The sequence below is a fragment of the Actinomyces culturomici genome (assembly GCF_900499005.1).
Lineage (GTDB): Bacteria > Actinomycetota > Actinomycetes > Actinomycetales > Actinomycetaceae > Pauljensenia > Pauljensenia culturomici.
In genome coordinates this window covers 1,246,136-1,270,742 of sequence record NZ_LS991316.1, presented here as the reverse complement: position 1 = coordinate 1,270,742, position 24,607 = coordinate 1,246,136, and the positions used below count along the sequence as shown (strand labels likewise).

Annotated in this window: 17 protein-coding genes and 3 pseudogenes; 15 read left to right on the top strand and 5 right to left on the bottom strand. The window is 71.9% G+C overall.

Annotated elements, in window-relative coordinates; genetic code table 11:
• Nucleotides 1-36 precede the first annotated feature (36 nt).
• The 6 genes from DY157_RS05600 (at nt 37) to DY157_RS05575 (ending at nt 7,771) form a co-directional block, all read left to right on the top strand.
• On the top strand, nt 37-1,395 hold the full coding sequence (locus DY157_RS05600; RefSeq protein ID WP_115727603.1) for a M20/M25/M40 family metallo-hydrolase: 1,359 nt from the start codon (nt 37-39) through the stop codon (nt 1,393-1,395).
• 117 nt (nt 1,396-1,512) lie between these two features.
• Nucleotides 1,513-3,102 (top strand): ABC transporter substrate-binding protein, encoded by a 1,590-nt coding sequence (locus tag DY157_RS05595; RefSeq protein ID WP_115727602.1) that lies wholly within the window; start codon nt 1,513-1,515, stop codon nt 3,100-3,102.
• Nucleotides 3,103-3,172: 70 nt separating this feature from the next.
• Nucleotides 3,173-4,135, top strand: a complete 963-nt coding sequence (locus tag DY157_RS05590) for an ABC transporter permease (RefSeq protein WP_115727601.1) — start codon at nt 3,173-3,175, stop codon at nt 4,133-4,135.
• Nucleotides 4,132-5,043, top strand: coding sequence for an ABC transporter permease (locus DY157_RS05585; RefSeq protein WP_115727600.1), 912 nt, complete (start codon nt 4,132-4,134; stop codon nt 5,041-5,043). The genes DY157_RS05590 and DY157_RS05585 overlap by 4 nt, the downstream gene beginning before the upstream one ends.
• Entirely contained in the window at nt 5,040-6,671 is a 1,632-nt protein-coding gene (locus DY157_RS05580; protein ID WP_115727599.1) for an ATP-binding cassette domain-containing protein, read from the top strand. Before DY157_RS05585 ends, DY157_RS05580 begins: the two co-directional genes overlap by 4 nt.
• On the top strand, nt 6,668-7,771 hold the full coding sequence (locus DY157_RS05575) for a peptidase C39 family protein (RefSeq protein WP_115727598.1): 1,104 nt from the start codon (nt 6,668-6,670) through the stop codon (nt 7,769-7,771). Before DY157_RS05580 ends, DY157_RS05575 begins: the two co-directional genes overlap by 4 nt.
• A 154-nt stretch (nt 7,772-7,925) precedes the next feature.
• Here DY157_RS05575 and DY157_RS05570 read toward each other — a convergent pair.
• The 3 genes and pseudogenes from DY157_RS05570 to DY157_RS05560 all read right to left on the bottom strand — a co-directional run.
• Nucleotides 7,926-8,951: pseudogene (locus DY157_RS05570) on the bottom strand (Na+/H+ antiporter NhaC family protein); the annotation flags it as partial.
• A 79-nt stretch (nt 8,952-9,030) separates the two neighbouring features.
• Complete coding sequence (gene proC, locus DY157_RS05565) at nt 9,031-9,837, bottom strand: pyrroline-5-carboxylate reductase (RefSeq protein WP_115727596.1); 807 nt, start codon at nt 9,835-9,837, stop codon at nt 9,031-9,033.
• Nucleotides 9,838-9,952: 115 nt separating this feature from the next.
• Nucleotides 9,953-11,640: pseudogene (locus DY157_RS05560) on the bottom strand (helicase HerA-like domain-containing protein).
• A gap of 81 nt (nt 11,641-11,721) precedes the next feature.
• On the opposite strand from DY157_RS05560, the gene DY157_RS05555 reads away from it, so the two are divergent.
• The 4 genes and pseudogenes from DY157_RS05555 to DY157_RS05540 form a co-directional block, all read left to right on the top strand.
• The gene (locus DY157_RS05555) at nt 11,722-12,534 is read left to right on the top strand and encodes a ComEA family DNA-binding protein (RefSeq protein WP_115727595.1); all 813 of its coding nucleotides are present in this window, start codon (nt 11,722-11,724) and stop codon (nt 12,532-12,534) included.
• 53 nt (nt 12,535-12,587) lie between these two features.
• Complete coding sequence (locus DY157_RS05550) at nt 12,588-14,096, top strand: ComEC/Rec2 family competence protein (RefSeq protein ID WP_160159460.1); 1,509 nt, start codon at nt 12,588-12,590, stop codon at nt 14,094-14,096.
• Between the two features lie 72 nt (nt 14,097-14,168).
• Nucleotides 14,169-15,155, top strand: coding sequence for a DNA polymerase III subunit delta (gene holA / locus DY157_RS05545; RefSeq protein WP_115727593.1), 987 nt, complete (start codon nt 14,169-14,171; stop codon nt 15,153-15,155).
• Nucleotides 15,156-15,532: 377 nt separating this feature from the next.
• A pseudogene (locus DY157_RS05540) lies at nt 15,533-16,813 on the top strand (BCCT family transporter); the annotation flags it as partial.
• A gap of 67 nt (nt 16,814-16,880) precedes the next feature.
• On the opposite strand, the gene rpsT reads toward DY157_RS05540, so the two are convergent.
• Nucleotides 16,881-17,144 carry a 30S ribosomal protein S20 gene (gene rpsT / locus DY157_RS05535; RefSeq protein ID WP_115727591.1) on the bottom strand — a complete coding sequence of 88 codons (264 nt, stop codon included), beginning with the start codon at nt 17,142-17,144 and terminating at the stop codon, nt 16,881-16,883.
• 267 nt (nt 17,145-17,411) lie between these two features.
• Nucleotides 17,412-18,053: a type II toxin-antitoxin system PemK/MazF family toxin gene (locus DY157_RS05530; protein WP_235827076.1), complete on the bottom strand. Its 642-nt coding sequence runs from the start codon at nt 18,051-18,053 to the stop codon at nt 17,412-17,414.
• A gap of 217 nt (nt 18,054-18,270) precedes the next feature.
• On the opposite strand from DY157_RS05530, the gene DY157_RS05525 reads away from it, so the two are divergent.
• The 5 genes from DY157_RS05525 to hemW all read left to right on the top strand — a co-directional run bounded on the left by DY157_RS05525 (nt 18,271) and on the right by hemW (nt 24,597).
• On the top strand, nt 18,271-19,239 hold the full coding sequence (locus DY157_RS05525; RefSeq protein ID WP_115727589.1) for a tetratricopeptide repeat protein: 969 nt from the start codon (nt 18,271-18,273) through the stop codon (nt 19,237-19,239).
• 97 nt (nt 19,240-19,336) lie between these two features.
• Nucleotides 19,337-21,205 carry a translation elongation factor 4 gene (lepA, locus tag DY157_RS05520; RefSeq protein ID WP_235827075.1) on the top strand — a complete coding sequence of 623 codons (1,869 nt, stop codon included), beginning with the start codon at nt 19,337-19,339 and terminating at the stop codon, nt 21,203-21,205.
• A 7-nt stretch (nt 21,206-21,212) separates the two neighbouring features.
• Complete coding sequence (gene trmB, locus DY157_RS05515) at nt 21,213-22,085, top strand: tRNA (guanosine(46)-N7)-methyltransferase TrmB (RefSeq protein WP_115727588.1); 873 nt, start codon at nt 21,213-21,215, stop codon at nt 22,083-22,085.
• Entirely contained in the window at nt 22,082-23,347 is a 1,266-nt protein-coding gene (locus DY157_RS05510) for an MFS transporter (RefSeq protein ID WP_115727587.1), read from the top strand. The genes trmB and DY157_RS05510 overlap by 4 nt, the downstream gene beginning before the upstream one ends.
• Nucleotides 23,344-24,597, top strand: coding sequence for a radical SAM family heme chaperone HemW (hemW, locus tag DY157_RS05505; protein WP_115727586.1), 1,254 nt, complete (start codon nt 23,344-23,346; stop codon nt 24,595-24,597). Before DY157_RS05510 ends, hemW begins: the two co-directional genes overlap by 4 nt.
• The last annotated feature ends 10 nt before the right edge of the window (nt 24,598-24,607 follow it).

Below are 24,607 nucleotides of genomic sequence, written 5' to 3'. Positions count from 1 at the left end.
GTAGCGTGGGCGCAGGCCCGAAGGAAGGATCCGCCGATGACCTCCGCTTTCGCACCCGACTCGCGCGCCGCGCGAACGCTCGACCTCCTCGTCGAGCTCGTGCGCGCCGCCTGCGTCAACGACCTCACCCCCGAGTCGGGCCACGAGGAGCGCGCGGCCGCGATCCTCGAGCGCTTCTTCGACGGCGCGCCCGTCGACCTCACCCGGATCGAGCCGGCCCCGGGTCGCACGACCCTCGTCGTCTCCCTCGAGGGAACCGACCCCGACGCCGAGCCGCTCACCCTCCTCGGGCACACCGACGTCGTCCCCGCGGACGCCGCGCACTGGTCGCGCGATCCCTTCGGCGGCGAGGTCGCGGGCGGCGCCGTCCACGGGAGGGGAGTCGTCGACATGCTCCACCTCACCGCCTCCATGGCGGTCGTCGTCCGCGACCTCGCCGTGTCGGGAAGGCGCCCGAAGGGGCGCCTCGTCTTCGTCGCCGAGGCCGATGAGGAGGCGCGAGGCGGGCTCGGGGTCCCGTGGATCGGGGAGCATATGCCGGACGCGATCCCCTGGGACAACTGCCTCTCGGAGATGGGCGGCTCCCACATCCACGGCGCGGACGGATCCGATGCGATCGTCGTCGTCGTGGGGGAGAAGGGGTGCGCGCAGCGGCGGATCCGTTTCACCGGGGACCCCGGGCACGGCTCCGTCCCGTATGGTCGGCGCTCCGCCCTCGAGAATCTCGTCGAGGGCGCGAGGCGCATCGCGGGGGCGAATCTCCCCGTCTCGCGATCGGATCTGTGGGCCGCGTTCGTCGCCGCCTTCGGTTTCGCACCCGAGGTCGCCAAGCCCCTCATCGCGGGCGACGAGAGCGCGGACTACTCGGCCTTCGGCCCCCTCGCCGCCTACGCCCACGCGATCTCGCGCCTCACCATCGCCCAGACCGCGGCGCGCGCCGGAGGTCCCATCAACGTCCTCCCCTCGAGCGCGAGCCTCGACCTCGACATCCGCACGCTGCCCGGCCAGGACGACGACGCCGTCGACGCGGTCCTGCGCCGCGCGCTCGGCGACCTCGCGCCCGTCGCGTCGATCGAGCGCCTGCTCTGCGAGGAGGCGACCGAGAGCCCGACCACGACCCGCCTGTACGCCGCGATCGAGCGGACCCTCGTCGCGCAGCACCCGGGGTCGGCGGTGCTCCCCGTCCTCTTCCCCGGCGGCACCGACCTGCGTGTCGCGCGGCGCCTCGGCGGAGTCGGCTACGGCTTCGGATCCTGCGCGAGCGAACGGACCCTCGACGCCGTCTACGCGCAGATGCACGCCCACGACGAATCCCTCCCGCTCGACGACCTCGCCCTGACGGTCGACGCTCTCGCGACCCTCGTCGACGACTTCCTCGGAGACGAGACGTCGTGATCGCGAGCGCGCCGGATGTCACACCCGCTCGGTGGGCGTCCGAACGCGCGCCGCGGGCGCGGGGCACCTAGTGTGTGCACGTACCGGCTGGCGCCGGCCCATCATCCGGAGGTTCGCATGTCCCCTCGACGATTCACACGCGCGGCGGCGATCGCCGCGGCGGCCGCCACGACGTTTGTCCTCACCGCCTGCGCCCCCCAGCAGGCGCAGTCGGGCGCTTCACGCTCGTCGAACGCGAAGTCCGGCGTCGTCACCGTCGGCCTTCCCGGCTCGATCTCGACGCTCGATCCCGCCAAGGAGGCGGGCATGCTCAACTACTACGTCGCCCAGGTGTCCTCCGAGGGCCTCCTCTCGGTCTCGGCGACCGGCGAGCTCCAGCCCGCGATCGCCCAGTCGTACGAGGCGCCCGACGCCGTCAAGTGGGTCTTCGAGATCCGTCAAGACGCGAAGTTCCAGGACGGCAACCCCGTCACCATGGACGACGTCCTCTTCTCCCTCGACCTCGCGATGGACGCCGAGAAGTCCCCCTCGACCGCCGTCTACTGGCCGCAGGGCACGACGGTCGCGCAGACCGGCGACTGGGAGGTGACGATTACCCTTCCGAGCCCCGCTGTGAACTTCGGCTGGACCGTCTCCTCCGACGGCGGCCTGTGGATCACCGAGAAGTCCTACTACGAGAAGGCCGCCTCCTACGGGTCGGCGCAGGACCTCATCATGGGCACCGGCCCCTACAAGGCGACGGAATTCGCCCCCGACTCCCACGCGACCTTCGAGAAGGTCGACACGTGGTGGGGCGGCGACGTCGACGCGCAGACGATCGAGTTCGACTTCTTCTCCGACGAGAACACGCGACTCCTCGCCGCCCAGTCCGGCGACATCGACATCGCCGTCCAGGTGCCCGCCGCCCAGTACTCCCAGTACGAGAAGATCGACGGCATCGATCTCAAGACCGAATCCGACCGCTCCTACGTCGGTCTCACCTTCGATGCGAACGTCGCCCCCTTCGACGATGAGCACGTCCGCAAGGCGATCGCCCATGCCGTCGATCGGAAGTCGATCGTCGACACGGTCCTTCAGGGCAGGGGCGAGGTCGCAACCGGCCTCGAGCCGCCGGACCAGCTCGGCTCCGAGATCGGCGAGGATAAGGCGCGCGACATGCTCGCCGGCCTGACGAACTACGACTACGACCTCGACGCCGCGAAGTCCGAGCTCGCCCAGTCGAGCGTCCCCGACGGCTTCTCCGCGGAACTCACCTACCCGAACTCGATCCCCGAAATGGGAACCGCCGCCCTCGCGATCGCCGCCGAGCTCAAGAAGATCGGCATCGACCTCACGGTGACGGAGAAGCCGATCGAGGAGTGGATCTCGAAGGTCGGCACCGGCGAGTACGGGCTCTACTACATGTCGTACACGTCGACGACCGGCGACGCCGCCGAGATCCCCGGCTGGCTCCTCGGCGAGTCCAACCCCGCGCAGTACGTCAACGCCGAGGTCCAGGACCTCATTGCGAAGTCGAACGCGGAGACCGATCCGATGGCGCGCGCCGAAGAGATCATCACGGCGGCCGACATCGCGCAGAAGGACGTCGCGTACTCGCCGATCTGGTGGGGCGAATCGACGACCTCCTTCGGGCCGCGCGTCTCCGCGAACGAGTTCACCTCGTACTTCTTCATGACCCAGTGGGCGGCCGCGCTCACCGTCGACTGAACCGACGGAGGGCGCGCCCGTCGCGCCCGCGGATGATCGCCGGCAGGGGCGGAAAGGAGGGGACGGGGGAATGAGGCTCGGCTACCTCGCGTTGAGGATCGTGCAGTTCCTCGGCGTGCTCCTCGTCCTCTCCTTCCTCGTCTTCTCCCTCCTCGGACTCGTGCCCGGCGACCTCGTGAAGATCCTCATCGGCACGCGAAGGGTGACCCCGGAGATCCGGGCGACGATCACCGAGAAGTACCGACTCGACGATCCGATCCCGGTCCGCTACGCCCACTGGCTCGCCGACGCCGTCCACGGGGACTTCGGCGAGTCCGTCCGATCGGGCACGTCCGTCGCCTCGGTCGTTGGAGCGCGCCTTCCGCTCACTCTCTCCCTCACGCTCCTCGCCTTCGTCCTCGCCCTCGCGGTCGGCATCCCACTGGGAATCGCCTCGGCGAGGCGGATCGGCACCGCGCTCGACCGCCAGATCGTCATCTGGTCGGTCGTCGGCGTCTCGGCGCCGGGCTTCGCGCTCGGCATGCTCCTCCTCTACGTCTTCGCGGTCATGCTCCGCTGGTTCCCGCTCTACGGCGCGGGGGAGGGCCTCCTCGACTCCCTGTGGCACCTCGCCCTTCCGGCGCTCGCTCTCGCCGTCGGCACGGCGGCCGTCATCATCCGCATCACGAGGGCGTCCGTGGCGCGCGAACTCGAGCAGGACTACGTGACCTTCGCGCGGTCGAGGGGCCTCAACCCCCGTCGGATCGCCCGCATGTACGTCCGCAACGCGTCCATCCCGATCCTCACCTCGGCGGGCCTCATCCTCGGTTCGCTCTTCGGCTCGACGGTCCTCGTCGAGGAGGCCTTCTCCCTGCCGGGACTCGGGCAGCTCCTCGCCGACTCCATCACCTTCAAGGACGTTCCCGTCGTCCAGGCGATCGCCCTCCTCGTCGCCGTCGTCATCATCACGGCGACCTTCGTCGTCGACCTCGTCGCCGCCTGGATCGATCCGACCCAGCGGCTCGGCGAGAACCACTCGGGGGTGCGCGCATGAGCCGCGTCTCCGCCCGTCGATCCTCCACCGCCCCGGCCGTCGGCGGCCCGCGGCCCGGCCCCGTGCGCGGCGCCCTGCGCGCGACCGGCGCCACGCTTCGCCGCGTCCCCGGCTCGGTCGTCGTCTCCGTCCTCGTCCTCGCGGTCCTCGCCCTGTGGGCGCTCGCACCCGCCCTCTTCGCCCCCGGCGCCCTCGATCAGGACCTCGGGATCGGCGTCACGCCCGCGGGAACCCCCGGCCACCTCTTCGGCACGGACTCGCTCGGGCGCGACGTCCTCGCCCTGTCGATCGCGGGCGCGCGCTCCGCCCTCGCGGGCCCGATCGTCATCGCGATCGGCTCGATGATCTGCGGACTCGTCCTCGGCCTCACCGCCGCCTGGTTCGGAACCTGGTGGGACGCCCTCGTCTCGCGGACCGCGGAGATCCTCCTCTCGCTGCCCGTCACGCTCCTCGCGATCGTCGTCGCGGGCATCCTCGGGGGCGGCTACTGGGCGACCGTCGGCGTCCTCGTCCTCCTCTTCGCGCCCTCGGACGTCCGCATGATCCGCGCCGCGGCGCTCCAGCAGCTCCCCAAGCCGTACCTCGAGGCGACCCGCGTCCTCGGCCTGGCCACCCCGCGGATCCTCGTGCGCCACCTCCTCCCGAACGTCCTGCCGATCGTGTGGGCGAACCTCTTCGTCAACGTCGCCTTCGCCCTCGTCTCCCTCTCCGGGCTCTCCTACCTCGGTTTCGGGGTGTCCGCCCAGGCCGCCGACTGGGGGCGTCAGCTCGCCGACGGACGCGACTTCCTCTACCAGAATCCGGCGGGCAGCGTCGTCCCGGGCGTCCTCATCATCCTCGCGGCGACCGCGATCAACATCGCGGGCGACTACTTCGCCGAACGGGCCGAGGAGAGGATCGGCGCATGACGACTCCCCGTCCCCAGCTCGACCGCGTCGCGGGCGAAGTCGCCCTCCTCGCCACCGGCGTCGAGGTGCTCGCCGAGGCGCGGCGCGACCGCCCCGAGCGCGCGCTCGTCGACGGCGTCGACGTCGAGGCGCGCGTCGGGAGGACCCTCGTCATCGTCGGGGAGTCGGGAGCGGGCAAGTCGATGCTCGCGCGCGCCCTCACGGGGCTGCTCCCCACCGGCGTCACGGCGAGCGGCGCGATGCGCCTGGGCGGCGCGTCGATCGACCTCGCGCGCGCACACACCCAGCTCGACGGCCTGCGCGGCTCCGGGATCGTCTGGCTCCCGCAGGACCCCTTCACCTCGCTCTCGCCGACGCACCGCTGCGGCGACCAGATCCTCGCCCACCGATCGGGAGCCGGCGCGCGCGAGTCCCGGATCGCCGACAGGCTCGCCGAAGTGGGCCTCGAGCCGCGCGTGCGCGACGCCTACCCGCACGAGCTCTCCGGCGGCATGCGCCAGCGCGTCGCGATCGCCGCGGCCCTCGACGCCGAACCGGCGGTTCTCATCGCCGACGAGCCGACGACGGCCCTCGACGTCACGACGCAGCGAGAGGTCCTCGACCTCCTCGCCGACCTGCGCGATCGCCACGCGATGGCGCTCGTCCTCATCACGCACGACCTCGCGCTCGCCCGCGAGTTCGGCGACGACGTCTTCGTCATGCGCGCCGGCCGGGTCGTCGAGGTCGGGCCCGCGGCCGCCGTGCTCTCCTCCCCGCGCGAGGAGTACACGCGCGCCCTCGCCGCGGCCGAGCCGCGCCTCGACGGCCCCGACCCGCGCGCCGGCGTCCCGAGCCTCCCCGAGTCTGCCCGGGTCATCGTCGAGGCGGTCGAGACGACGAAGATCTTCGGGCGGGGCTCCGAGGCGCACGTCGCCCTCGACTGCGTCTCCCTCGCGATCCGCGAGGGCGAGTCGGTCGGCCTCGTCGGAGAGTCCGGATCGGGCAAGACGACCCTCGCCCGGTGCCTCATCGGCCTCGAGACCCCGACCGCCGGCGAGATCCGCCTCGACGACCCGCGTCCGTCCTCGGCCGCGCCGCGAGGGACCGGTTTCCTCGGCCGGCGGCGAAGGCCCGCCCCTCCGATCGGCATCGTCTTCCAGAACCCGTACTCCGCCCTCAATCCCGCGCTCAGCGTCGGCGCCGCCCTGCGCGAGGCGCTCGAGATCGCCGGCCGATCGAAGGACGAGGTCGGGGCTCTCCTCGAACAGGTGGGGCTGCCAAGTGCGTACGCGACGCGACTGCCCGCGGCCCTGTCGGGCGGCGAGCGCCAGCGCGTCGCCATCGCCCGGGCCCTCGCGACCCGACCGGCCCTCCTCATCTGCGACGAGGCCGTCTCCGCGCTCGACGTCTCCGTCCAGGCGCAGATCCTCGCCCTGCTCTCCCGCCTCCAGCGCGAGGAGGGCTTCGCGCTCCTCTTCATCACGCACGACCTCGCCGTCGCGCGGGCGATGTCGGACCGCCTCGTCGTCATGAAGGACGGCCGCATCGTCGAGGAGGGGCCGACCGCCCAGGTGCTCGAGCGACCGCGCACGGAGTACGCGCGCCGCCTCCTCGCAGCGGTGCCCGGAAGAACAGGGGAGATCCGATGACTCCGATCGACGTGCGCCGACTCACCCTCGTCGGCCTCGATGCGGCCCTCGAACAGGCGGGCGTCCCCGAGCCCGCCCGCTCGGAGTGGGTGCTCGCCGACGGCGCCCAGGTCCCGACCCTGCGCATCGCCGCGATCCCGGGAGGGCGCGTGCTCCTCTGGGAGATTCACCGCTCCCTCGCCTCGCAGCGGACGATCGCGGCCTGGACGAGCGACGGAGAGCCGGACGCCGCCGATGTCGCCCGCGGTCTCGGCGCACTCGTCGACTCGGTCCTCGAGGAGGCGCGCACCGACGGCGCCCTCCTCGTCAAGGCCGCGACGGCCTCCGAATCGGATCCCCTGCGCGAAATCCTCCTCGCCCGCGGCTTCGCGCCGATGCCGAACGCCGGCTCCGCGTTCTCGCTCGAGCCGCCCGAGCGCCTCCACCCGCGCACCATGCGCGGATGGGTGCGCCGCGCCGACGGGGAAGCGCTCGACCTGGCGGGCGCCCCGGCGTACGAGCGTCAGAAGACCGAGTTCACCTGCGGTCCCGCCTGCGCGATCATGACGCTTTCGACGTCCGGCGGCGTCGAAAGCGACTTCGCCGTCGAGTTCGGCATGTGGCGCGAGGCCACCTACTTCGGCGGATGCGACCACTTCGGCGTCGCCTCGCTCCTCGCCGCCCGCGGGCGCGATGTCGACGTCCTCGTCGACGTCGACGCGCCGATCCTCGGGCTCGGTTCCGAGCACGCCCACTACGACTCCGCGATCCGACTCCTCGTCCACCGCGAGCAGGAGGAGAAGGCGGCCGCGCTCGGCGTCGCGACGCGCTTCGGGGACTTCTCCCTCGACGAGGTCGACGCGGCGCTCGACGAGGGGCGCCAGGTCGTCCTCCTCGTCGACCTCGAACGCCTCAACGCCGAAACCGTCCCGCACTGGCTCGTCGTCTGGGGAAGGGCCGGTTCCGCCTACCTCGTCCACGATCCCTGGTCCGACGAGGACTTCGGGGAGACCTGGCTCGAGACCTCCGTCCTCCCTCTCGAGCGGCGCGACCTCTGGGAGATCGCGTCGTGGACCGAGGACGAGACCGGCCCGCACCGGGCCGCGATCCTCGTCTCCTAGCATCGGGGCGCCGCGGCGCCCCGCCCCGGCCTCGTCGACGACCCCCGGAGGGCCGAAGACGGGCGTGCGGCGCGACCGCGGCGAACGCCGGAACTCCGGACGACGGAGCCCCCGACCTTTCGGCCGGGGGCTCGAGTCGCGTTCGATGCGGGGATCAGAGGACCATTGCCGCGATCCAGCCGCCGATGAGCAGCGGGATGTTGTAGTGGAGGAAGGTCGGGATCACCGTGTCGCGCATGTGATCGTGCTGGCCGTCGACGTTGAGGCCGGTCGTCGGGCCGAGCGTCGAATCCGAGGCCGGGGAGCCCGCGTCGCCGAGCGCGCCCGCCGTGCCGATGATGGCGACCGTCGCGACCGGGGAGAACCCGAGGGCGGCGCACAGCGGCACGTAGATCGCCGAGATGATGGGGAGCGTCGAGAAGGACGAGCCGATGCCCATCGTGATGACGAGGCCGACGAGGAGCATCGCGAAGGACGCGAGGAGCTTCGAGCCGGCGAAGAGCTCGGCCGTGTGGCGGACGAGCGGCTCGATCGAGCCGGAGGCGTTGAGGACCGAGGCGTAGCCCTGCGCGGTGATCATGATGAGGCCGATGAGGGACATCATCTTCATTCCGCCGGAGAACACGTCGTCGGCCTGCTGCCAGGGGACGACGCGCATGAAGAGGAGCATGCACAGGCCGACGAGCGCGCCGATGAGGAGCGGATCCGCCTCGGAGTTGACGATCGTCAGCCAGGTCTGGATACCGAAGCAGACGAGGAGGGCGGCGACCGCGGCCCACACCTTGCGCGGCTCGATGTTCTCGACCGGACGGGTGTACTCGGAGGAGGCGGGCGCGTACTCGCGCGGCTTCGAGTAGACGATGAGCGAGAGGATGAGGCCCATGAGCATCGAGAGGGCCGGGATCGCCATCGCGACGACCGGGTTGACCCCGTCGAGGTTCATGCCCGCCTTCTCGATGTTCGCGAAGAGGATGTCGTGGAGGTAGATCCGGCCGAAGCCGATCGGCAGGAACATGTAGGCCGTGACGATGCCGAAGGTGATCGCGCAGGCGACGAGACGGCGGTCGAGCTTGAGCTCGTTCATGATCCCGAGGATCGGCGGGATGAGGAGCGGGATGAACGCGATGTGGATCGGGATGAGGTTCTGGCTCATGACGCCCATGACGACGGCGTTCATGAGTGTCCTGGGATGGGGATGCGGAACGTGGTGGTACTGCGCGCGGAGGGCGGATGGCCGGGCCGCGAGAAGGGGGAGGGGCTCAGCCGAGTTCGGCGTCGCGCCGCACGGCGGCGTCGACGGCGGCGACCAGCGAGGTCGACAGGCCCGCGGCCTCGGCGGCGAGGAGGCCCGCGATCGTCGTCCCGCCGGGGGAGCAGACCTGATCGACGAGCTGAGCGGGGACGACGCCGCGCTCGCGGGCGTCGAGGACGAGGTCGGCGGAGCCGGCGAGCGCCTGGGCGGCGATCGTCACCGCCGCGTCCTTCGACAGGCCGTGCTTGACGCCGGCGCGCGCGAGGGACTCGATGATGTGGAAGACCCAGGCCGGCGAGCAGCCGGCGAGCGCCGAGTAGACCGGGAAGTCCTTCTCGGGAATGCGGACGCTCCGGCCGACGGAGTTCATGAGGGCCTCGACGGCGCCGACCTGCGCCTCCGAGGCGTTCGCCGTGCAGATCCCCGACATCGACTCGCCGATCGCGGCGTTGACGTTCGGCATTACCCGGATGAGGGGGATCGCCGCGCCGAAGTCGTGCTGGATCGCGTCGAGGGTGCGTCCCGCGGCGAGCGAGACGACGCACATTCCGGGGCGGTCGCGGACGATGTCGGCGATGTCGGAGATGACGGCCCTCTGCGCGTAGGGCTTCACGCCGAGGACGAGGACGTCGGCCATATGGGCGAGCGCCCGATTCGACGAGGCGGTCTGCCCGCCGAGCTCGGCGGCGAGGGCGGGGGCATGGACGCCGTGGAGATCCGTGAAGAGGAAGTCCGAACCGTCCATGCCCGCGGCGACCGCCCCGCGGGCGATCGCGGCGACCATGGAGCCGGCGCCGATGAATCCGATGCGCATGACGCGCCCCTTCCGTTGAGCGGGAGTCTTCCCGGGACACCCTAATGCCCGCGGGGATGAGTTCGGGGCGCCGCCCCGCATGCGGACGGCGCCCCGGGCCCTCGATTTCCGGCGCTCAGCGCCTGCGGGTCCCGAAGATCGAACGGGTGATCTCACGACCGGCAGTCCGCAGGATCTGCCCGAATACGGACTCGACCTGCTTGGCGCGGCGCTCGGAGGCGCGCTTCTTCGCCGCCTCCTCCTTCTCCGCTTCGCGCTCGGCGCGGCGCTCGGCCTCGCGGCGCAGCCTCTCGGCCTCCTTCTCGGCCGCGGCCTTCTCCTTCGCCTCCTGCTTCGCGCGCTCGGCGGCCTCCTTCTCCGCCTGGATGCGCGCCTCCTCCTCGGCCTTCGCCTTCGCGGCGGCGGCCTCCGCGTCGGCCTTGCGCTGGGCGAGTTTCTCCTCGGCGGACTCGGGGTTGACCTCCGTCGCGTACTTCGCGTTGAGCGGGGAGGAGGAACGGACGAGGGCGAGGGTCGTCGCCTGCGCGGGCCCCATGACGGACGCGGGCGCCCACATCGACGTCGGCGCGACCGGGGTCGGCTGGCCGTCCTCGCCGAGGACCGTGACGACCGCCTGACCGGTGCCGAGGTTCGTGAGGACCTCGTCGAGCGCGAGAGGCGTGTCGGGGAAGGTCTGGACGGTCGCCTTGAGCTTCTTCTGGTCGTCGGGGGTGACGGCGCGCAGACCGTGCTGAATGCGCGAGCCGAGCTGGGCGAGGACGTCGGCGGGGATGTCCTTCGGCGTCTGGGTGACGAAGACGACGCCGACGCCCTTCGACCGGATGAGGCGGACCGTCTGGACGACCTGGCGGACGAACTCCTTCGTCGCGTCGGCGAAGAGGAGGTGGGCCTCGTCGAAGAAGAAGACGAGTCGCGGATGGTCGACGTCGCCGACCTCGGGGAGGGTCGAGAAGAGGTCGGCGAGGAGCCACATGATGACCGCGGAGACGAGTCCGGGCCGTTGGGAGATGTCTCCGACGCCGAGGAGCGAGATGATGCCGCGTCCGTCGGGGGCGGCGCGCAGGAGGTCCTGGGTGTCGAAGCCGGGATCGCCGAAGAACTCGTCGGCCCCCTGAGACTCGAGGGCCGTAAGCGCTCGGAGGATGACGCCGGCCGTCGCCTTCGAGACGCCGCCGATCGTCGAGAGCTCGGCCTCGCCCTCGTCGGACGTGAGGAAGCCGATGACCGCGCGCAGGTCGGCGAGGTCGATGAGCTCGAGCCCTCGGCATCGGCCCAGGCGAAGATCAGCTGGAGGGCCTGCTCCTGGGTCGTGTTGAGGTCGAGGGCGCGCGCGAGGAGGATCGGCCCGAAGTCGGTGATCGTCGCGCGGATGGGGGTGCCCTCGAACTGCGTCGTCGCGCCGCCGAGGCTGAGCAGGTCGATGGGGAACGAGGCCGGCGCCCAGTCCTGACCGTTGGCGGAGGTGCGGGCGAGGAGCTTGTCGGAGGACTGCCCCTTCTCCGCGAGGCCGGTGAGGTCGCCCTTGACGTCGCAGAGGAGGACCGCGGAGCCGGCCTGCGAGAGCCCCTCGGCGAGGAGCTGGAGCGTGCGGGTCTTGCCCGTGCCGGTGGTGCCGGCGACGAGGAGGTGGCGGTTGAGCATCGCGAGGGGGATGGCGGTCGTCGTGCCGACCACGCGCGTGCCGCCGTCGAGGACGGTGCCGAGCGTGATCGCCGGGTTCTCGAAGGCGTAGGCGGGGCGGATCGAGTCGGCGAAGTCGGAGGCGGGGGCCGCTACCGCGCGCGGGTCGGAGGAGATCCACAGGCGAGACGGTGCTCGTCGGCCGTCCACAGGCCAACTCGAGCGCCGGCGCGACCGAAGGGATCGGCGCCTAGCGTCGGCGCCATGGACCTCGCGACCCGCCTGAGAGTGCGCAGGCTGACGCGGGCCGTGTACCGATCGGTCGAGGAGGCGCCGGGGGAGCGGCCGGCGCGCCTCGCGCGCGTCCTCCCGTCGATGCGCTCCGTGCTCGTCCTCGTCGTCGTCCTCGTGCTCGTCGCAGGGGTCGGGCTCTGGCGCGCGATGGCGCCGAGCTTCGCCGGGCCCGACGGCGCCGAGAGCGGACGGGCGCCGGGCGCGGAGTCCGGCGCGCTCGCGAACGGAGGGAAGAACCCGGGCGGCGTCGACGAGGCCACGGCGGAGGCCGAAGAGGGGAGCGCCTCGGGCGCCGACGTCTCCGCATCCGATGGCGCGGTCCTGCTCGTCGTCCACGTCGCGGGGGCGGCGGTCTCGCCGGGGGTCGTCCGGGTCCCCGCGGGCTCCCGCGTCGTCGACGCGATCGATGCCGCGGGCGGCCCCGCCGCCGACGCCGACCTCGACGCGCTCAACCTCGCGCGTCCCGTCGTCGACGGCGAGCGCATCGCGGTGCCGAGGATCGGGGAATCCCCACCGGCGCAGGCCTCGGAGGGACCGATCTTCGCAGACCCCTCCGGCTCCGGCGCACCCGGCTCGGACACGGGGGCGAGGAGCTGCATCGATCTCAATACGGCGCCGCCCTCCGTCCTCGAGGGCCTCGACGGTGTCGGACCGGCGCTCGCCGAGAGGATCGCTCGATTCCGCGAGTCCTCCGGCCCCTTCGCCTCCGTCGACGACCTCGACGCCGTTCCGGGCATCGGCCCCGCCCTCGTCGAACGGATCCGAGCGGGGGTGTGCGTATGAACCGCGTGGATGCGCCGACGAGGAGGCGAGATGTCCGTGGACCGGTTCCCGCGATGTCCGATTGGAGGCTCGTGCCCGCGGCCCTCGCCGCATGGGGCGCGACTCTCCTCGCGACCGGACTCGATGCGGGGCACCCGCTCGTCCTCGCGGTCGCGGCGGGACTCGTCGTCGCCGCCGGTCTCCTCCTCGTCTCGCTGCGCCGTGCCCGCCCTCGCGGCGGTCGGCATTCCCTCACCCCGGGCGGCCTCGTGCGGGGCGCTGCCCTCCTCGGAGTCGCCGCCGCGCTCGCCGGGATCGCGGTCGGGAGCGCGCATCGCTCCGTACTCGAGGGGACGCGGGCCGCACGGGCGGCCGCTGAGGGAGTCCTCATCACGCTCGACGCGCGTCTCGACGGGGACCCGACCCCGGTCGACGGACGATTCGGCGGAGGAGGGGAGGCGGTGGCGACGACCGTTCTGTCGGCCGGTCGCGCCGCCCTCGCCCCGAGCGCGCCCATCGGCGTGCGCCTTCAGGGGACGGGCTGGCCGCGCCTCCACCGCGGCGACGTCGTCGAGGTCCGCGGGCTCATCGATCCGAGCTTCCCCGGGGCGCTCCCGGTCGCGGGGACGATGAGAGTGCGGGCGCTCCGCCTCGTCGAACGGCCCGGAGGGTGGCGCGGAGCCGTGCGGACGCTGAGATCGGCGCTCGTCGAGGTCTGCGCCGATCTGTCGGATCAGGGCCGCGCCCTCGTCCCGGGAATGGCGATCGGCGACGACCGGGCGATGGGACGGGAGCTCGAGGACGCGTTTCGCGCGACCTCGCTCAGCCACCTCACCGCGGTCTCGGGCTCGCACATGGCGATCGTCCTCGGCGTCGTCCCGCTCCTCGTGCCCGGGGCGCGGCGCGCCCGGTCGATCGCTCTCGTCCTCGTCCTCTTGGCCTTCCTCGCGGTCGTCGGACCGAGTCCGCCGGTCCTGCGCGCGGCCGCGACCTCCGGGGCGGGGATCGGAGCGGCGACTCTCGGGCGCAACTCCCAGGGCCTCGCGACCCTCTCGACGGTCGTCCTCTCGATGCTGCTCCTCGACCCCTGGGCCTCGCGCGACTTCGGCTTCGCCCTGTCGGCCGCGGCGACCTTCGGCGTCGTTGCTCCCGCGCGCGCCGGTTCGCGGTGGGGCCGCGCGCATCTGCGCGACGACACCCGCGCGGGGCGCCTCGCGAAGAGGTCGCTCGACGCGCTGCTCGTGCCGACGTGGTGCTCGGTCCTCGCCGCGCCGATCCTCCTGCTCGTCGATCCGCGCCTGCCCGTCTACGCGATTCCCGCGAACCTCCTCGCCGCGCCCGCGGTGGCGCCCGCGACGCTCCTCGGGCTCGCGGCGGCGCTCCTCGCACCGGTGCTTCCCGGCGCGGCGGTGCACGTGGCCTCATGGGCCCAGATCCCGACGGCGTGGATCGCGGCGGTCGCCGAGGGGTTCGCCGGTCTCCCGGGCGCGCGGATGGAGACGCGCGCCGAATGGATCGGGGCGCTCGCCCTCGTCCTCGTCGCGCTCCTTCGACGGCGGATTCGCCGGCGCCTCCGGCGTTGACGGCGCGAAGCGCGTGCGCGAGGCGCCCGCGGGTCGTGACACACTGGGGGCGCGTCGACGAAGGAGGAGCCCATGGCCGCGAGGGGGCAGCAGCGCAGGAGCGCGCCGGTCCGGATCGAGCTCGCGCCGATCGTCCTCATCAAAGGGAAGGAGGGGCTCCTCATCGACCGCGCCCTCGACCGGCTCCGCACCCTCGCGCACGAGGCCGATCCTCAACTCGAGCGCACGGACATCGAGGCCGCCTCGTATCGGGCCGGCCAGCTCGACGTCCTCACCTCGCCCTCGCTCTTCGGCGAGTCGCGGCTCGTCCAGATCCTCGACCTCGACGCCCTGTCGGACGCGCTCGCGGAGGACCTCCTCGCCTACCTCGCGGCGCCCGCACCCGACGTCTGGCTGCTCCTCGTCCACCCGGGCGGCAACGTCCGCGGCAAGAAGGTCACCGACGCGATCGCGAAGGCGGGATTCCCCGTCATCCCCGCCGACGAGGTGAAGTCCGACCGCGACAAGCTCGAGCTCATTCGCTCCGACGTCCGCGATGCGGGGCGTCGGATGGAGACCGAGGCGATGCAGGCGCTCGTCGACGCGCTCGGCTCCGACCTCCGGTCGATGATGGCGGCCGTCGCCCAGCTCCTCGCCGACGTCGAGGGGACGGTGCGCGTCGACGATGTGCACCGCTATCACGCCGGCCGCGTCGAGGCGACCGGCTTCGACGTGGCGGACGCCGCGATCGCAGGGGACACCGCACGGGCGCTCACGCTCCTGCGCCACGCCTTCGCGACGGGCGTCGACCCGATCCCTCTCGTCTCCGCGCTCGCCCTCAAGGTGCGGGCGATGGCGAAGGTCTCCGCCTCCGGCTCCTCGGGCGGGGCGCTCGGCATGGCGCCCTGGCAGGTCGAGCGGGCCAGGCGCGAGCTTCACGGATGGAACGACCGGTCGCTCGCGGGAGCGATCGCGGCGATCGCGCGCGCGGACGAGGAGACGAAGGGACTCTCGCGCGACCCCGAGCGGGCAGTGGAGAAGGCCGTCATCACGCTGTGCCGGCTGCGCGCGCGCCGCTAGGGGCGGGGTCCGGCCCTGCGCCGACCGCGCCCCAGGGTTACCCTCAAAGGGTCCTGTCCCCTTCGAAAGGTACCCATGTCCGCGCAGGCGCCCGGCATGCCGAAATCCGAACCGCGATCGAATGAGCCCGAGGGCGAAGGGGCCGGAGGCGGTGAACCGAGCGCCGCATCCGAACTCGTCGAGATCCTCGTTGAGACGAGACGGGCGGACCCCCGCACGCCGGAGGAGCCCGCGGCCTACGAGGCCCGCCTCATCGCGGAGGAACGGGCTCTCGCCGCCGCCGAGGCGTCAGCCGACGGCCGGCGCCTCGACCCAGCGGTGGACGACGAGGAGGATCCCCGGGCGGGCACCGGGAAGGCGTCCCCGGGCACTCGCCCCACGAGGTCGGGACCGCGATGGCCCAGGCGATGTTCCACTGGACTCTCCGCCCCTGGGCGTTCTACGCGATCGTCGGCCTCGCGATCGCCTACTCGACGTTTCGGGTCGGTCAGCGCCAGCTCCTGTCGCAGGCGTTCGTGCCGCTGTTCGGCGAGCGGCTGTCGAATGGATGGCTCGGCAGGCTCATCGACATCGCCTCCATCGTCGCCATAATCTTCGGCACCGCGTGCTCGCTCGGTCTCGGCGCCCTTCAGATCGGCGCGGGGCTGAGGGCCTCCGGACTCATCGAGGATCCGACGACGACCGTCATCGTCGGCATCGTCCTCGTTCTCACGCTCTGCTTCCTCCTCTCCGCGATGAGCGGAGTCGGCAAGGGCATTCAGTTCCTCTCGAATGCGAACATGGCGCTTGCCGCCCTGCTCGCGATCTTCGTGTTCGTGCTCGGACCGACCGTCGCCACGCTCAACCTCATCCCCTCATCGATCGGGTCGTATCTCAACCAGTTCTTCGAGATGGCGGGCCGTAGCGCCGAGAGCGCCGATGCGACCGCCGGGGCATGGCTCGGCGGCTGGACGATCTTCTACTGGGCGTGGTGGATCTCGTGGAGTCCCTTCGTTGGCATGTTCCTCGCCCGCATCTCCCGCGGTCGCACGATTCGCGAGTTCTGCATGACCGTGCTCTTCGTCCCCGCAGGGGTCTCCGTCGTCTGGTTCGCGATCTTCGGCGGCACGGCGATCACCCTCGAACGCGCCGGCACCAGCATCTGGGGCGATGGAAGCGCCGAGACCCAGCTCTTCAACCTCTTGCACACGCTGCCCGGCGGAACGATCGCGGGCCTCGTCGCGATGGTGCTCCTCGCGACCTTCTTCATCACCTCCGCCGACTCGGCCTCCACCGTCATGGGGTCGATGAGCCAGCGAGGTCGGAGCGATGCCAGCCCGTGGGTGTCGGCGGCCTGGGGGCTCGTGACGGCGCTCATCGGGCTCACGCTCCTCCTCTCCGGCGTCGACGGCGCGCTCTCGAATCTTCAGAATGTCACGATCATCGCCGCCAGCCCGTTCCTCGTGGTCCTCGTCGCGCTCATGTTCTCGATCGTCAAGGGACTGAGGGAGGACGTCCTCTACCTCGACTATCGGGAGAGCCAGCAGTGGCAGCGGCGCATGGCCGTCGAGCGCCGTCGTCATCGCGAGGCGAAAGAGCGCCGGGCGCGACTCGCCCAACTGCGCCACCCCCTCCGTTCGGGGCATCGCGCGGGAGCGAAGCACGATCCCCTCGGCTGATCCTCGCGCCCGAACGCGCGAAGGGGCCGCCCCGAACGGGGCGGCCCCTTCGCGAAGAACGACTGATTCAGCCGAGCTTGGAGACGCGGTGCGCGAGCTTGGACTTGCGGTTCGCGGCCTGGTTCTTATGGATGACGCCCTTCGAGACGGCCTTGTCGAGCTTGCGGGAAGCGGCCTTGAGGGCCTCCACGGCGGCGTCCTTATCGCCGGCCTCGACGGCCTCGCGGGTCTTGCGGACGAGCGTCTTGAGCTCGGACTTCACGGACTGGTTGCGGAGACGGCGCTTCTCGTTGGTGCGGATCCGCTTGATCTGGGACTTGATGTTCGCCACAGTCGGATAACTCCTTGGATATTGACGTGCAGGGTCGGTGAGGGCTGTGTCTGAACCGGGACTGGGACGTGGGGACATCCTCGAACGGTTCGGACCAGACCCCCTGCCCGACCAGGCTGGGAGTCCGACTGACAAGATTACCAGCGCGGCGAGGGGCCGCGCCAATCCCCTCGGGTGCGCAACCGCGTGAATGCGCTCACGTCGCGCGGCGCTCGGGCCCTCGAAACCGTGAGCGCGAGTCCCGGACGGGGGCGAACCGTCGCGCGTTCAGGCGTGGTCGCGCAGGGCCCCGACGATCGTCTCCCACGTCGAGCGGGGGAGCGTCGCGCCCTCGCGACGGACCTCTCCGGTCCGCACCCACAGGGCCCGGTCGAGGCGCACCTCGGAGGGGCGGCCCTTGGGATCCCATGCGCCGGTCCCGATGTCGAGCCAGTAGCGGCCCCAGCGGGCCTCCTGCTCGGCGTCGCGGTCGTGGTCCTTCGACGTGAGCTGAACGACGTAGACGCCGCCGTTCGCGCGTCCGAGGACGACGACGGGACGGTCCTTCCCCTGGGTCGCGTCCTCCTGATAGGGCACCCAGGTCCACACGACCTCGCCCGGATCCGCCGCCCCGTCCGGATCGGGGGCGTACTCGGCGTGGGCGAGGGCCTCGGCGACCGGGACCTCGCGGATCGACCGGCCCGGCGAGCCCGCCGCCGCGCCCTCGTCGATGTCGCGAACGGTCCGCGAGGAGTGCCGGGACGGGGTCGGGCGCGATGAGCCCGAGCGGCGCGACGAGCGCGAGTCGGCGCGGCTCGAGGAGCCGGAGCGCGACGAGCCGGACTTCAAGGAGTCGGCGACGGCGTCGACGAGCGCATCGGCGATGATCTTCGCCGCCTGACGGACGAAGGAGTTGAGCGAGAACGCCACGGGAAGTCCTTCCTGAGGAGGGGTCGCCCCGAGCCTAGGCCGAACCGGCTTCCGGCGCTTCGCGATCCGCGCATCCGCGACGCCGGAGTGTCCACAGTCCGGGGCGCGCGCCGCCCTCCGTCCACAGGCGAGCGGGGCGCCCTTCACGCGCAGCCGCGCCCTCGGCGAGAGTGGGCCCCGCCGGACGGTCCGGCGACGACGTCGAAGGAGGCGTGACATGGGAGTGACGACGACGGGGCGCGCATCGGGATCGGAGACGAGGAATCGTCTCGGACGCGCGATCGGGCTCGCGGTGAACGGGGACCTCGAGGGGGCGATCCGCGAGGGGATGCGCCAGCTCGATTCGGGCAGGATCCCCCTCGAGGAGCGCATGGGCCTGATCCGCATGCTCATCGACTGGAACCGGGCGGTCGGGGACTCGCTCGCCTGCAAGCGGCTCGCGAGCCGCGCGGTCGAGGTCGGAACCTCGTTCCTCGGGCCGTGCGCGACCGAGGTCCTCATCGCGCGCAACTCCGAGCTCTACTGGATGTGCGGGATCGGACTCGACGCACTCGCCGCCCGGAGGTTCCCCGACCTCCTCCGCGACGTCGAGGAGCACGAGGGACGGGACTCCGAGCTCGCGTGGGCCGTGCGGAACAACTCGGCGATGCCGTGCAAGTCCCAGGGCGACTACGCCGCCGCGGTCGCGATCTACCGCGACCTCGTCGTCGACATGGCCGAGGTACTCGACGCCGACGACATCCTCCTCCTCACCGAACGCGACAACCTGGCCGAGGCCCTCGCCCTCGACGGCCAGTTCGACGAGGCGCGCCTCCTCTACGAGGGGCTTCTCGAACTCGTCGAGGCGAAGTGGGGCTCCGACGACGAGCGCGCGATGCGCCTGCGCTTCGAGATCGCGCGGATCCTCTTCCTCATGGGGGAGGAGTCGGAGGCGGTGCGCCGCTGGGAGGAGATCGCCGTCGACGCCGCGCGGGCGCTCGGGCCGCACCACCCGAGGGTCTTCGCCTGCCGGTCGATCCTCATCGCCGCGGCCCTGCAGCTCGGGGACGACGAGGGTGCGATGCGTCAATGCGAGGCGCTCCTCGACGATCCGCCGCCCGTCCTCGACGCGCTCGACGTCGAGGACTTCGCCGACCTCCTCGCCGACTGCGAACTGCGGATGGGGCTTCACGAGGGCGGGGCCTGACGCCTGGCGCGCCGGGAGGCGGGGCGGTGTGCCCGACCTCGCGCCTCATGGTTGGCGCGGGGGGCGGCGATGATGGGACGATGGGGACGTATCCCCGATGGAGGTTGACGTGCCGATCCCTACGCCCGAGCAAGAAGCGACGATCCGCCCGGCTCGCACCGAGCAGAAGCGCATCCGGAACTTCTGCATCATCGCGCACATCGATCACGGGAAGTCGACGCTCGCGGATCGCATGCTCCAGCTCACCGGCATCGTCGGGCAGCGCGACATGCGCGACCAGTACCTCGACCGCATGGACATCGAGCGCGAGCGCGGCATCACGATCAAGTCGCAGGCGGTTCGCATGCCGTGGGCCGTCGGCGACGAGTCCTACGCCCTCAACATGATCGACACCCCCGGCCACGTCGACTTCACGTACGAGGTCTCCCGCTCCCTCGCCGCGTGCGAGGGCGCGGTGCTCCTCATCGACGCCGCCCAGGGGATCGAGGCGCAGACCCTCGCGAATCTCTACCTCGCCCTCGAGAACGACCTCGCGATCATCCCGGTCCTCAACAAGATCGACCTGCCGGGCGCCCAGCCCGAGAAGTACGCGCACGAGGTCGCCCAGCTCATCGGCTGCGACGAGGACGAGGTCCTCAGGGTCTCCGGGAAGACCGGCGAGGGCGTCGCCGACCTCCTCGACCGGATCGTCGAGGTCGTCCCCGCGCCGTCGGGCGATCCCGAGGGCGCGACTCGCGCGATGATCTTCGACTCTGTCTACGACACCTACCGCGGCGTCGTCACCTACGTCCGCGTCGTCGACGGCGTGCTCGAGACCCGCCAGCGCGTGAAGATGATGTCGACCGGTGCGACCCACGAGCTCCTCGAGATCGGCGTCATCTCGCCCGAGCCGACGCCCGCCGAGGGCATCGGCGCGGGCGAGGTCGGCTACCTCATCACCGGCGTGAAGGACGTCCGCCAGTCGAGGGTCGGCGACACCGTCACCTCGAACGTCCGGGGCGCCGAGGAGCCGCTCGCGGGGTACCGCGACCCGAAGCCGATGGTGTTCTCCGGCATCTACCCGGTCGACGGCACCGACTTCCCCGACCTGCGCGATGCTCTCGAACGGCTTCAGCTCAACGACGCCGCCCTCACCTACGAGCCGGAGTCCTCGGCCGCCCTCGGGTTCGGGTTCCGCTGCGGCTTCCTCGGCCTCCTCCACCTCGAGATCATCCGCGAGCGCCTCGAGCGCGAGTTCGGCCTCGACCTCATCGCGACGGCCCCGAACGTCGTCTACACGGTCGTCGCCGAGGACGGGTCCGAGATCCGCGTCGAGAACCCCTCGGCGTTCCCCGAGGGGAAGATCGCCGAGGTCCGCGAGCCGCTCGTCGAGGCGACGATCCTCACGCCGACCGATTTCACGGGCACGGTGATGGAGCTGTGCCAGGAGCGCCGCGGCGCGATGAAGGGCATGGACTACCTCAGCGAGGACCGCGTCGAGCTCCACTACACGATTCCGATGGCGGAGATCGTCTTCGACTTCTTCGACCAGTTGAAGTCGCGCACCCGCGGCTACGCGTCCCTCGACTACCAGGAGCGCGGCGAGCAGTCCGCGGACCTCGTGAAGGTCGACATCCTCCTCAACGGCGACCGGGTCGACGCGTTCAGCGCGATCGTCCACAAGGACGCCGCCTACTCCTACGGGCAGCGGATGACGAAGCGGCTGAAGGAGCTCATTCCCCGCCAGCAGTTCGAGATCCCCGTGCAGGCGGCCGTCGGCGCGCGCGTCATCGCGCGCGAGACGATCAAGGCGCTGCGCAAGGACATGCTCGCCAAGTGCTACGGCGGCGACATCACCCGCAAGCGCAAGCTCCTCGAGAAGCAGAAGGAGGGCAAGAAGCGGATGAAATCGATCGGTCGGGTCGACGTCCCGCAGGAGGCCTTCATCGCGGCCCTCACCTCCGACGTCCCGACCGGGAAGAAGTGACACCTCGATGACCGAGCGCTCGAGCCGTCCCGGCGAGGCGCCGGACGGCGCCGTCTACCTCGCGCGGACGAAGTCCTTCACGCGCCGGACCCGCGAACTGCCGGGGAACCTCAAGCGGACCTGGGACGAGCACGCGGGACGCTACGTCGTCGAGGTCGAGCGCGCGATCGGGTACACGACCGTCGCCGAGACCGTCCGGCTCGATCCGGCCGAACTCTTCGGGCGCGTCGCGCCGCTCACCATCGAGATCGGCTCGGGCACCGGCGAGCAGATCGTCGAGTCCGCGTCCGCCCATCCCGAGCGCGACTACCTCGCCTTCGAGGTGTGGGTGCCCGGCATCGCGAAGCTCGTCTCGAAGGCCGTGGCGGCGGGCGTCGAGAACATCCGGGTCGTCGAGGCCGACGCGCAGCTCGCGCTCCCCATCGTCTTCGCGGACGCGGTGGCCGAGGAGGTGTGGACCTTCTTCCCCGATCCGTGGCGCAAGGCCCGCCACCGCAAGCGACGTCTCGTCTCCGACGCCTTCGCCCCCGAGGTCGCGCGCGTCCTCGTCGACGGCGGGATCTGGAGGCTCGCGACCGACTGGGACGACTACGCCTGGCAGATGCGCGACGTCGTCGAGGCGTGCGACCTCTTCGAGAACCCCTACGCGGGGGAGCGCCCCGATCCGGCCGACCCCGAGCCCGCGCGCGGCGGTTTCGCCCCGCGCTTCGCGGGCAGGGTCGTCACGCACTTCGAGACGCGCGGGATCGACGCCGGCAGGCGCGCCCACGACCTCGTCGCCGTGCGCCTGCCGCGCACGCCGGGCGCAGCGCCCGTCTCCGCGCAGTCCGAGCCCGCCGGCGGGGCGGGGGAGTCCGGAGAGCCCGTGACCGGTCGATGAGCGCGACTCCTTCGCCGCGCTCGCGGCGCCTCGCCCTCGGCATCGTCCTCGCGGGGTTCCTCGCGTTCTGCGCCTCGCTGCGCGCACCGATCACGGTCCTCCCGCCGATCATCCCGCTCGTCCGCTCGGCGACGGGCCTGAGCGCCGCCCAGGCGGGGCTCCTCACCTCGATCCCTGTCCTCGCCTTCGGCGTCCTCACGCCGCTCGCCGCGCGCCTCCTCGCGCGCACCGGCGTGACCCGCGGCGCGTCGATCGCGCTCGCGGCGATGGCCGCGGGCGCCCTCCTCCGCTCAGCGGGGTCTCCGACCGCCCTCTTCGCGGGCACGGCGATCCTCGGCGCGGGGATCACGATCGGGAATCTCGTCGCGCCGATGGTGATCGGCCGCGACTTCAAGTCGCGGACCGCGCTCGTCACCTCCCTCTACGCGACGGCCCTCGACATCCTCATCGCGATCTCGACGGCGACCGCCGCGCCCCTCGCGGCGGCGCTCGGCTGGACGGGGGCTGCGGCCCTGTGGGGCGTCCTCCCGCCGCTCCTCGCGCTCGTCGCGTGGATGCTCCTCTACTCGGGCCGCCGCGACGGCCTTCGGGCGGGCATCGCGGCGCGGGCCGGGCGTGCGGCACCCGCCCCCGCGCGCCGGACGGCCTCGCGATCGACGGGTGCGACCCGCTGGCCGATGGCGTGGCTCATGGCGGCGGCCTTCGGCGCCCACAACTTCTGCTACTACTCGCTCGCCGCCTGGCTCCCCTCGATCCTCGCCGACGAACTCCATCTCGACGCGACGAACGCGGGCCTCGCCGGCTCGGTCTTCCACCTGCTCGGCATGGTCGGTCCGCTCCTCCTCCCGCTCGCCTTCGGTCCCCTCCACTGGTCGACGCGGAGGATCCTCCTCACGATCGCCGGCATGTGGATCGTCATGCCGCTCGGCATGCTCCTCGCCCCGGCCGGGTGGCTCGCCTGGTCGATCGCCGGCGGGCTCGCGCAGGGCGCCTTCTTCGGCGCCCTCTTCACCCTCGTCATCCGCAGGACGACGACGGTCGAGCAGAATCGCGATGTCTCGTCCCTCGTCCAGACGGTCGGCTACTGCCTCGCGGCGATCGGGCCGACGGCGATCGGCGCGGTCCACGACGCCGCCGGATCCTGGCGCCCCGTCTTCGTGGTCCTCGCGATCGTCACCGGGCTCCTCGGCCTGCTGTGCGCGAGAATCGCCTCGGACTCGCGGCCCATGCCCGCGATCGGGAGCGAAGGAGGACGTCGATGAGCCCGGCCCAGCCCGAGGGCATCGCCTGGCCCTCGGACGGCGCGCTCGACGCTGCGCTCGCCGAACCGGATTCGGGCCGTCCACTCAGCCTTTACGTCCACGTCCCGTTCTGTTCGGTGAGGTGCGGGTACTGCGACTTCAACACCTACACGGTCGGCTTCGGCGAGGGGGCCGAGCCCGGCTCCTACGCCGCGACGATCGGCGCGGAAGCCGAGCTCGCGGCCCGCGTCCTCGCCGGGGCATCGTGGGCGCAGCGGTCGGCGAGCACCGTCTTCATCGGCGGCGGGACGCCGACGCTCCTCGACGCCGCGGAGCTCGGGGAGATCCTCTCCCGGCTGCGCGACGTCATCGGGATCGACGAGGACGCCGAGGTGACGATCGAGGCGAACCCCGACACGGTCGACGCCCGGATCCTCGAGGCGCTCGCCGAGGCGGGTGCTACGCGGATCTCCTTCGGCATGCAGTCGGCGGTCCCGGAGGTCCTCCGCACGCTCGATCGCACCCACGACCCCGCGCGCGTCCCCGAGGTGGTCGCCGCCGCGAAGGCGGCGGGCCTGGCCGCCTCCGTCGACCTCATCTACGGGACGCCGGGGGAGAGTCTCGACGACTGGCGGCGCTCGCTCGACGCGGTGCTCGACATGGAGCCCGGTCACGTCTCCGCCTACGCCCTCGTCGTCGAGGAGGGGACGCGGATGGGCGCGGCCGTCGCCCGCGGGGAGCTTCCGACCCCCGATCCCGACGACGAGGCCGCGAAGTACGAGGCCGCGGACGCCGCGCTCGGCGGGGCGGGATACCGGTGGTACGAGATCTCGAACTTCGCGAAGCCGGGACCCGGGGAGGAGGGCGTTCCCGCCCACGAACTCGCGCGCGCATCGCGGCACAACCTCGCGTACTGGCGCGACCACGACTGGTGGGGCTTCGGTCCGGGCGCCCATTCGCACGTCGGGCGCTACCGCTGGTGGAACGTCAAGCATCCGGGGGCGCACGCCGGGAGGCTCCGCGCGGGGCTGAGCCCCGCAGCGGCCGGGGAGGTCCTCGACGAGGAGTCTCGCGCCCTCGAACGGGTGATGCTCGCCGTGCGGACCTCTCAGGGCATCGGGATCGACGAGGTGCCCGAGCCCCGCGCGGTCGCCGGGCTCATCGCCGACGGCCTCGTCGACCCCGCGGCGGCGCTGCGCGGGCGGATCCTCCTCACGCTGCGGGGGAGGCTCCTCGCGGACCGGGCGACCCGGGAGCTCATGGGGTTCTGACCCGTCGTCC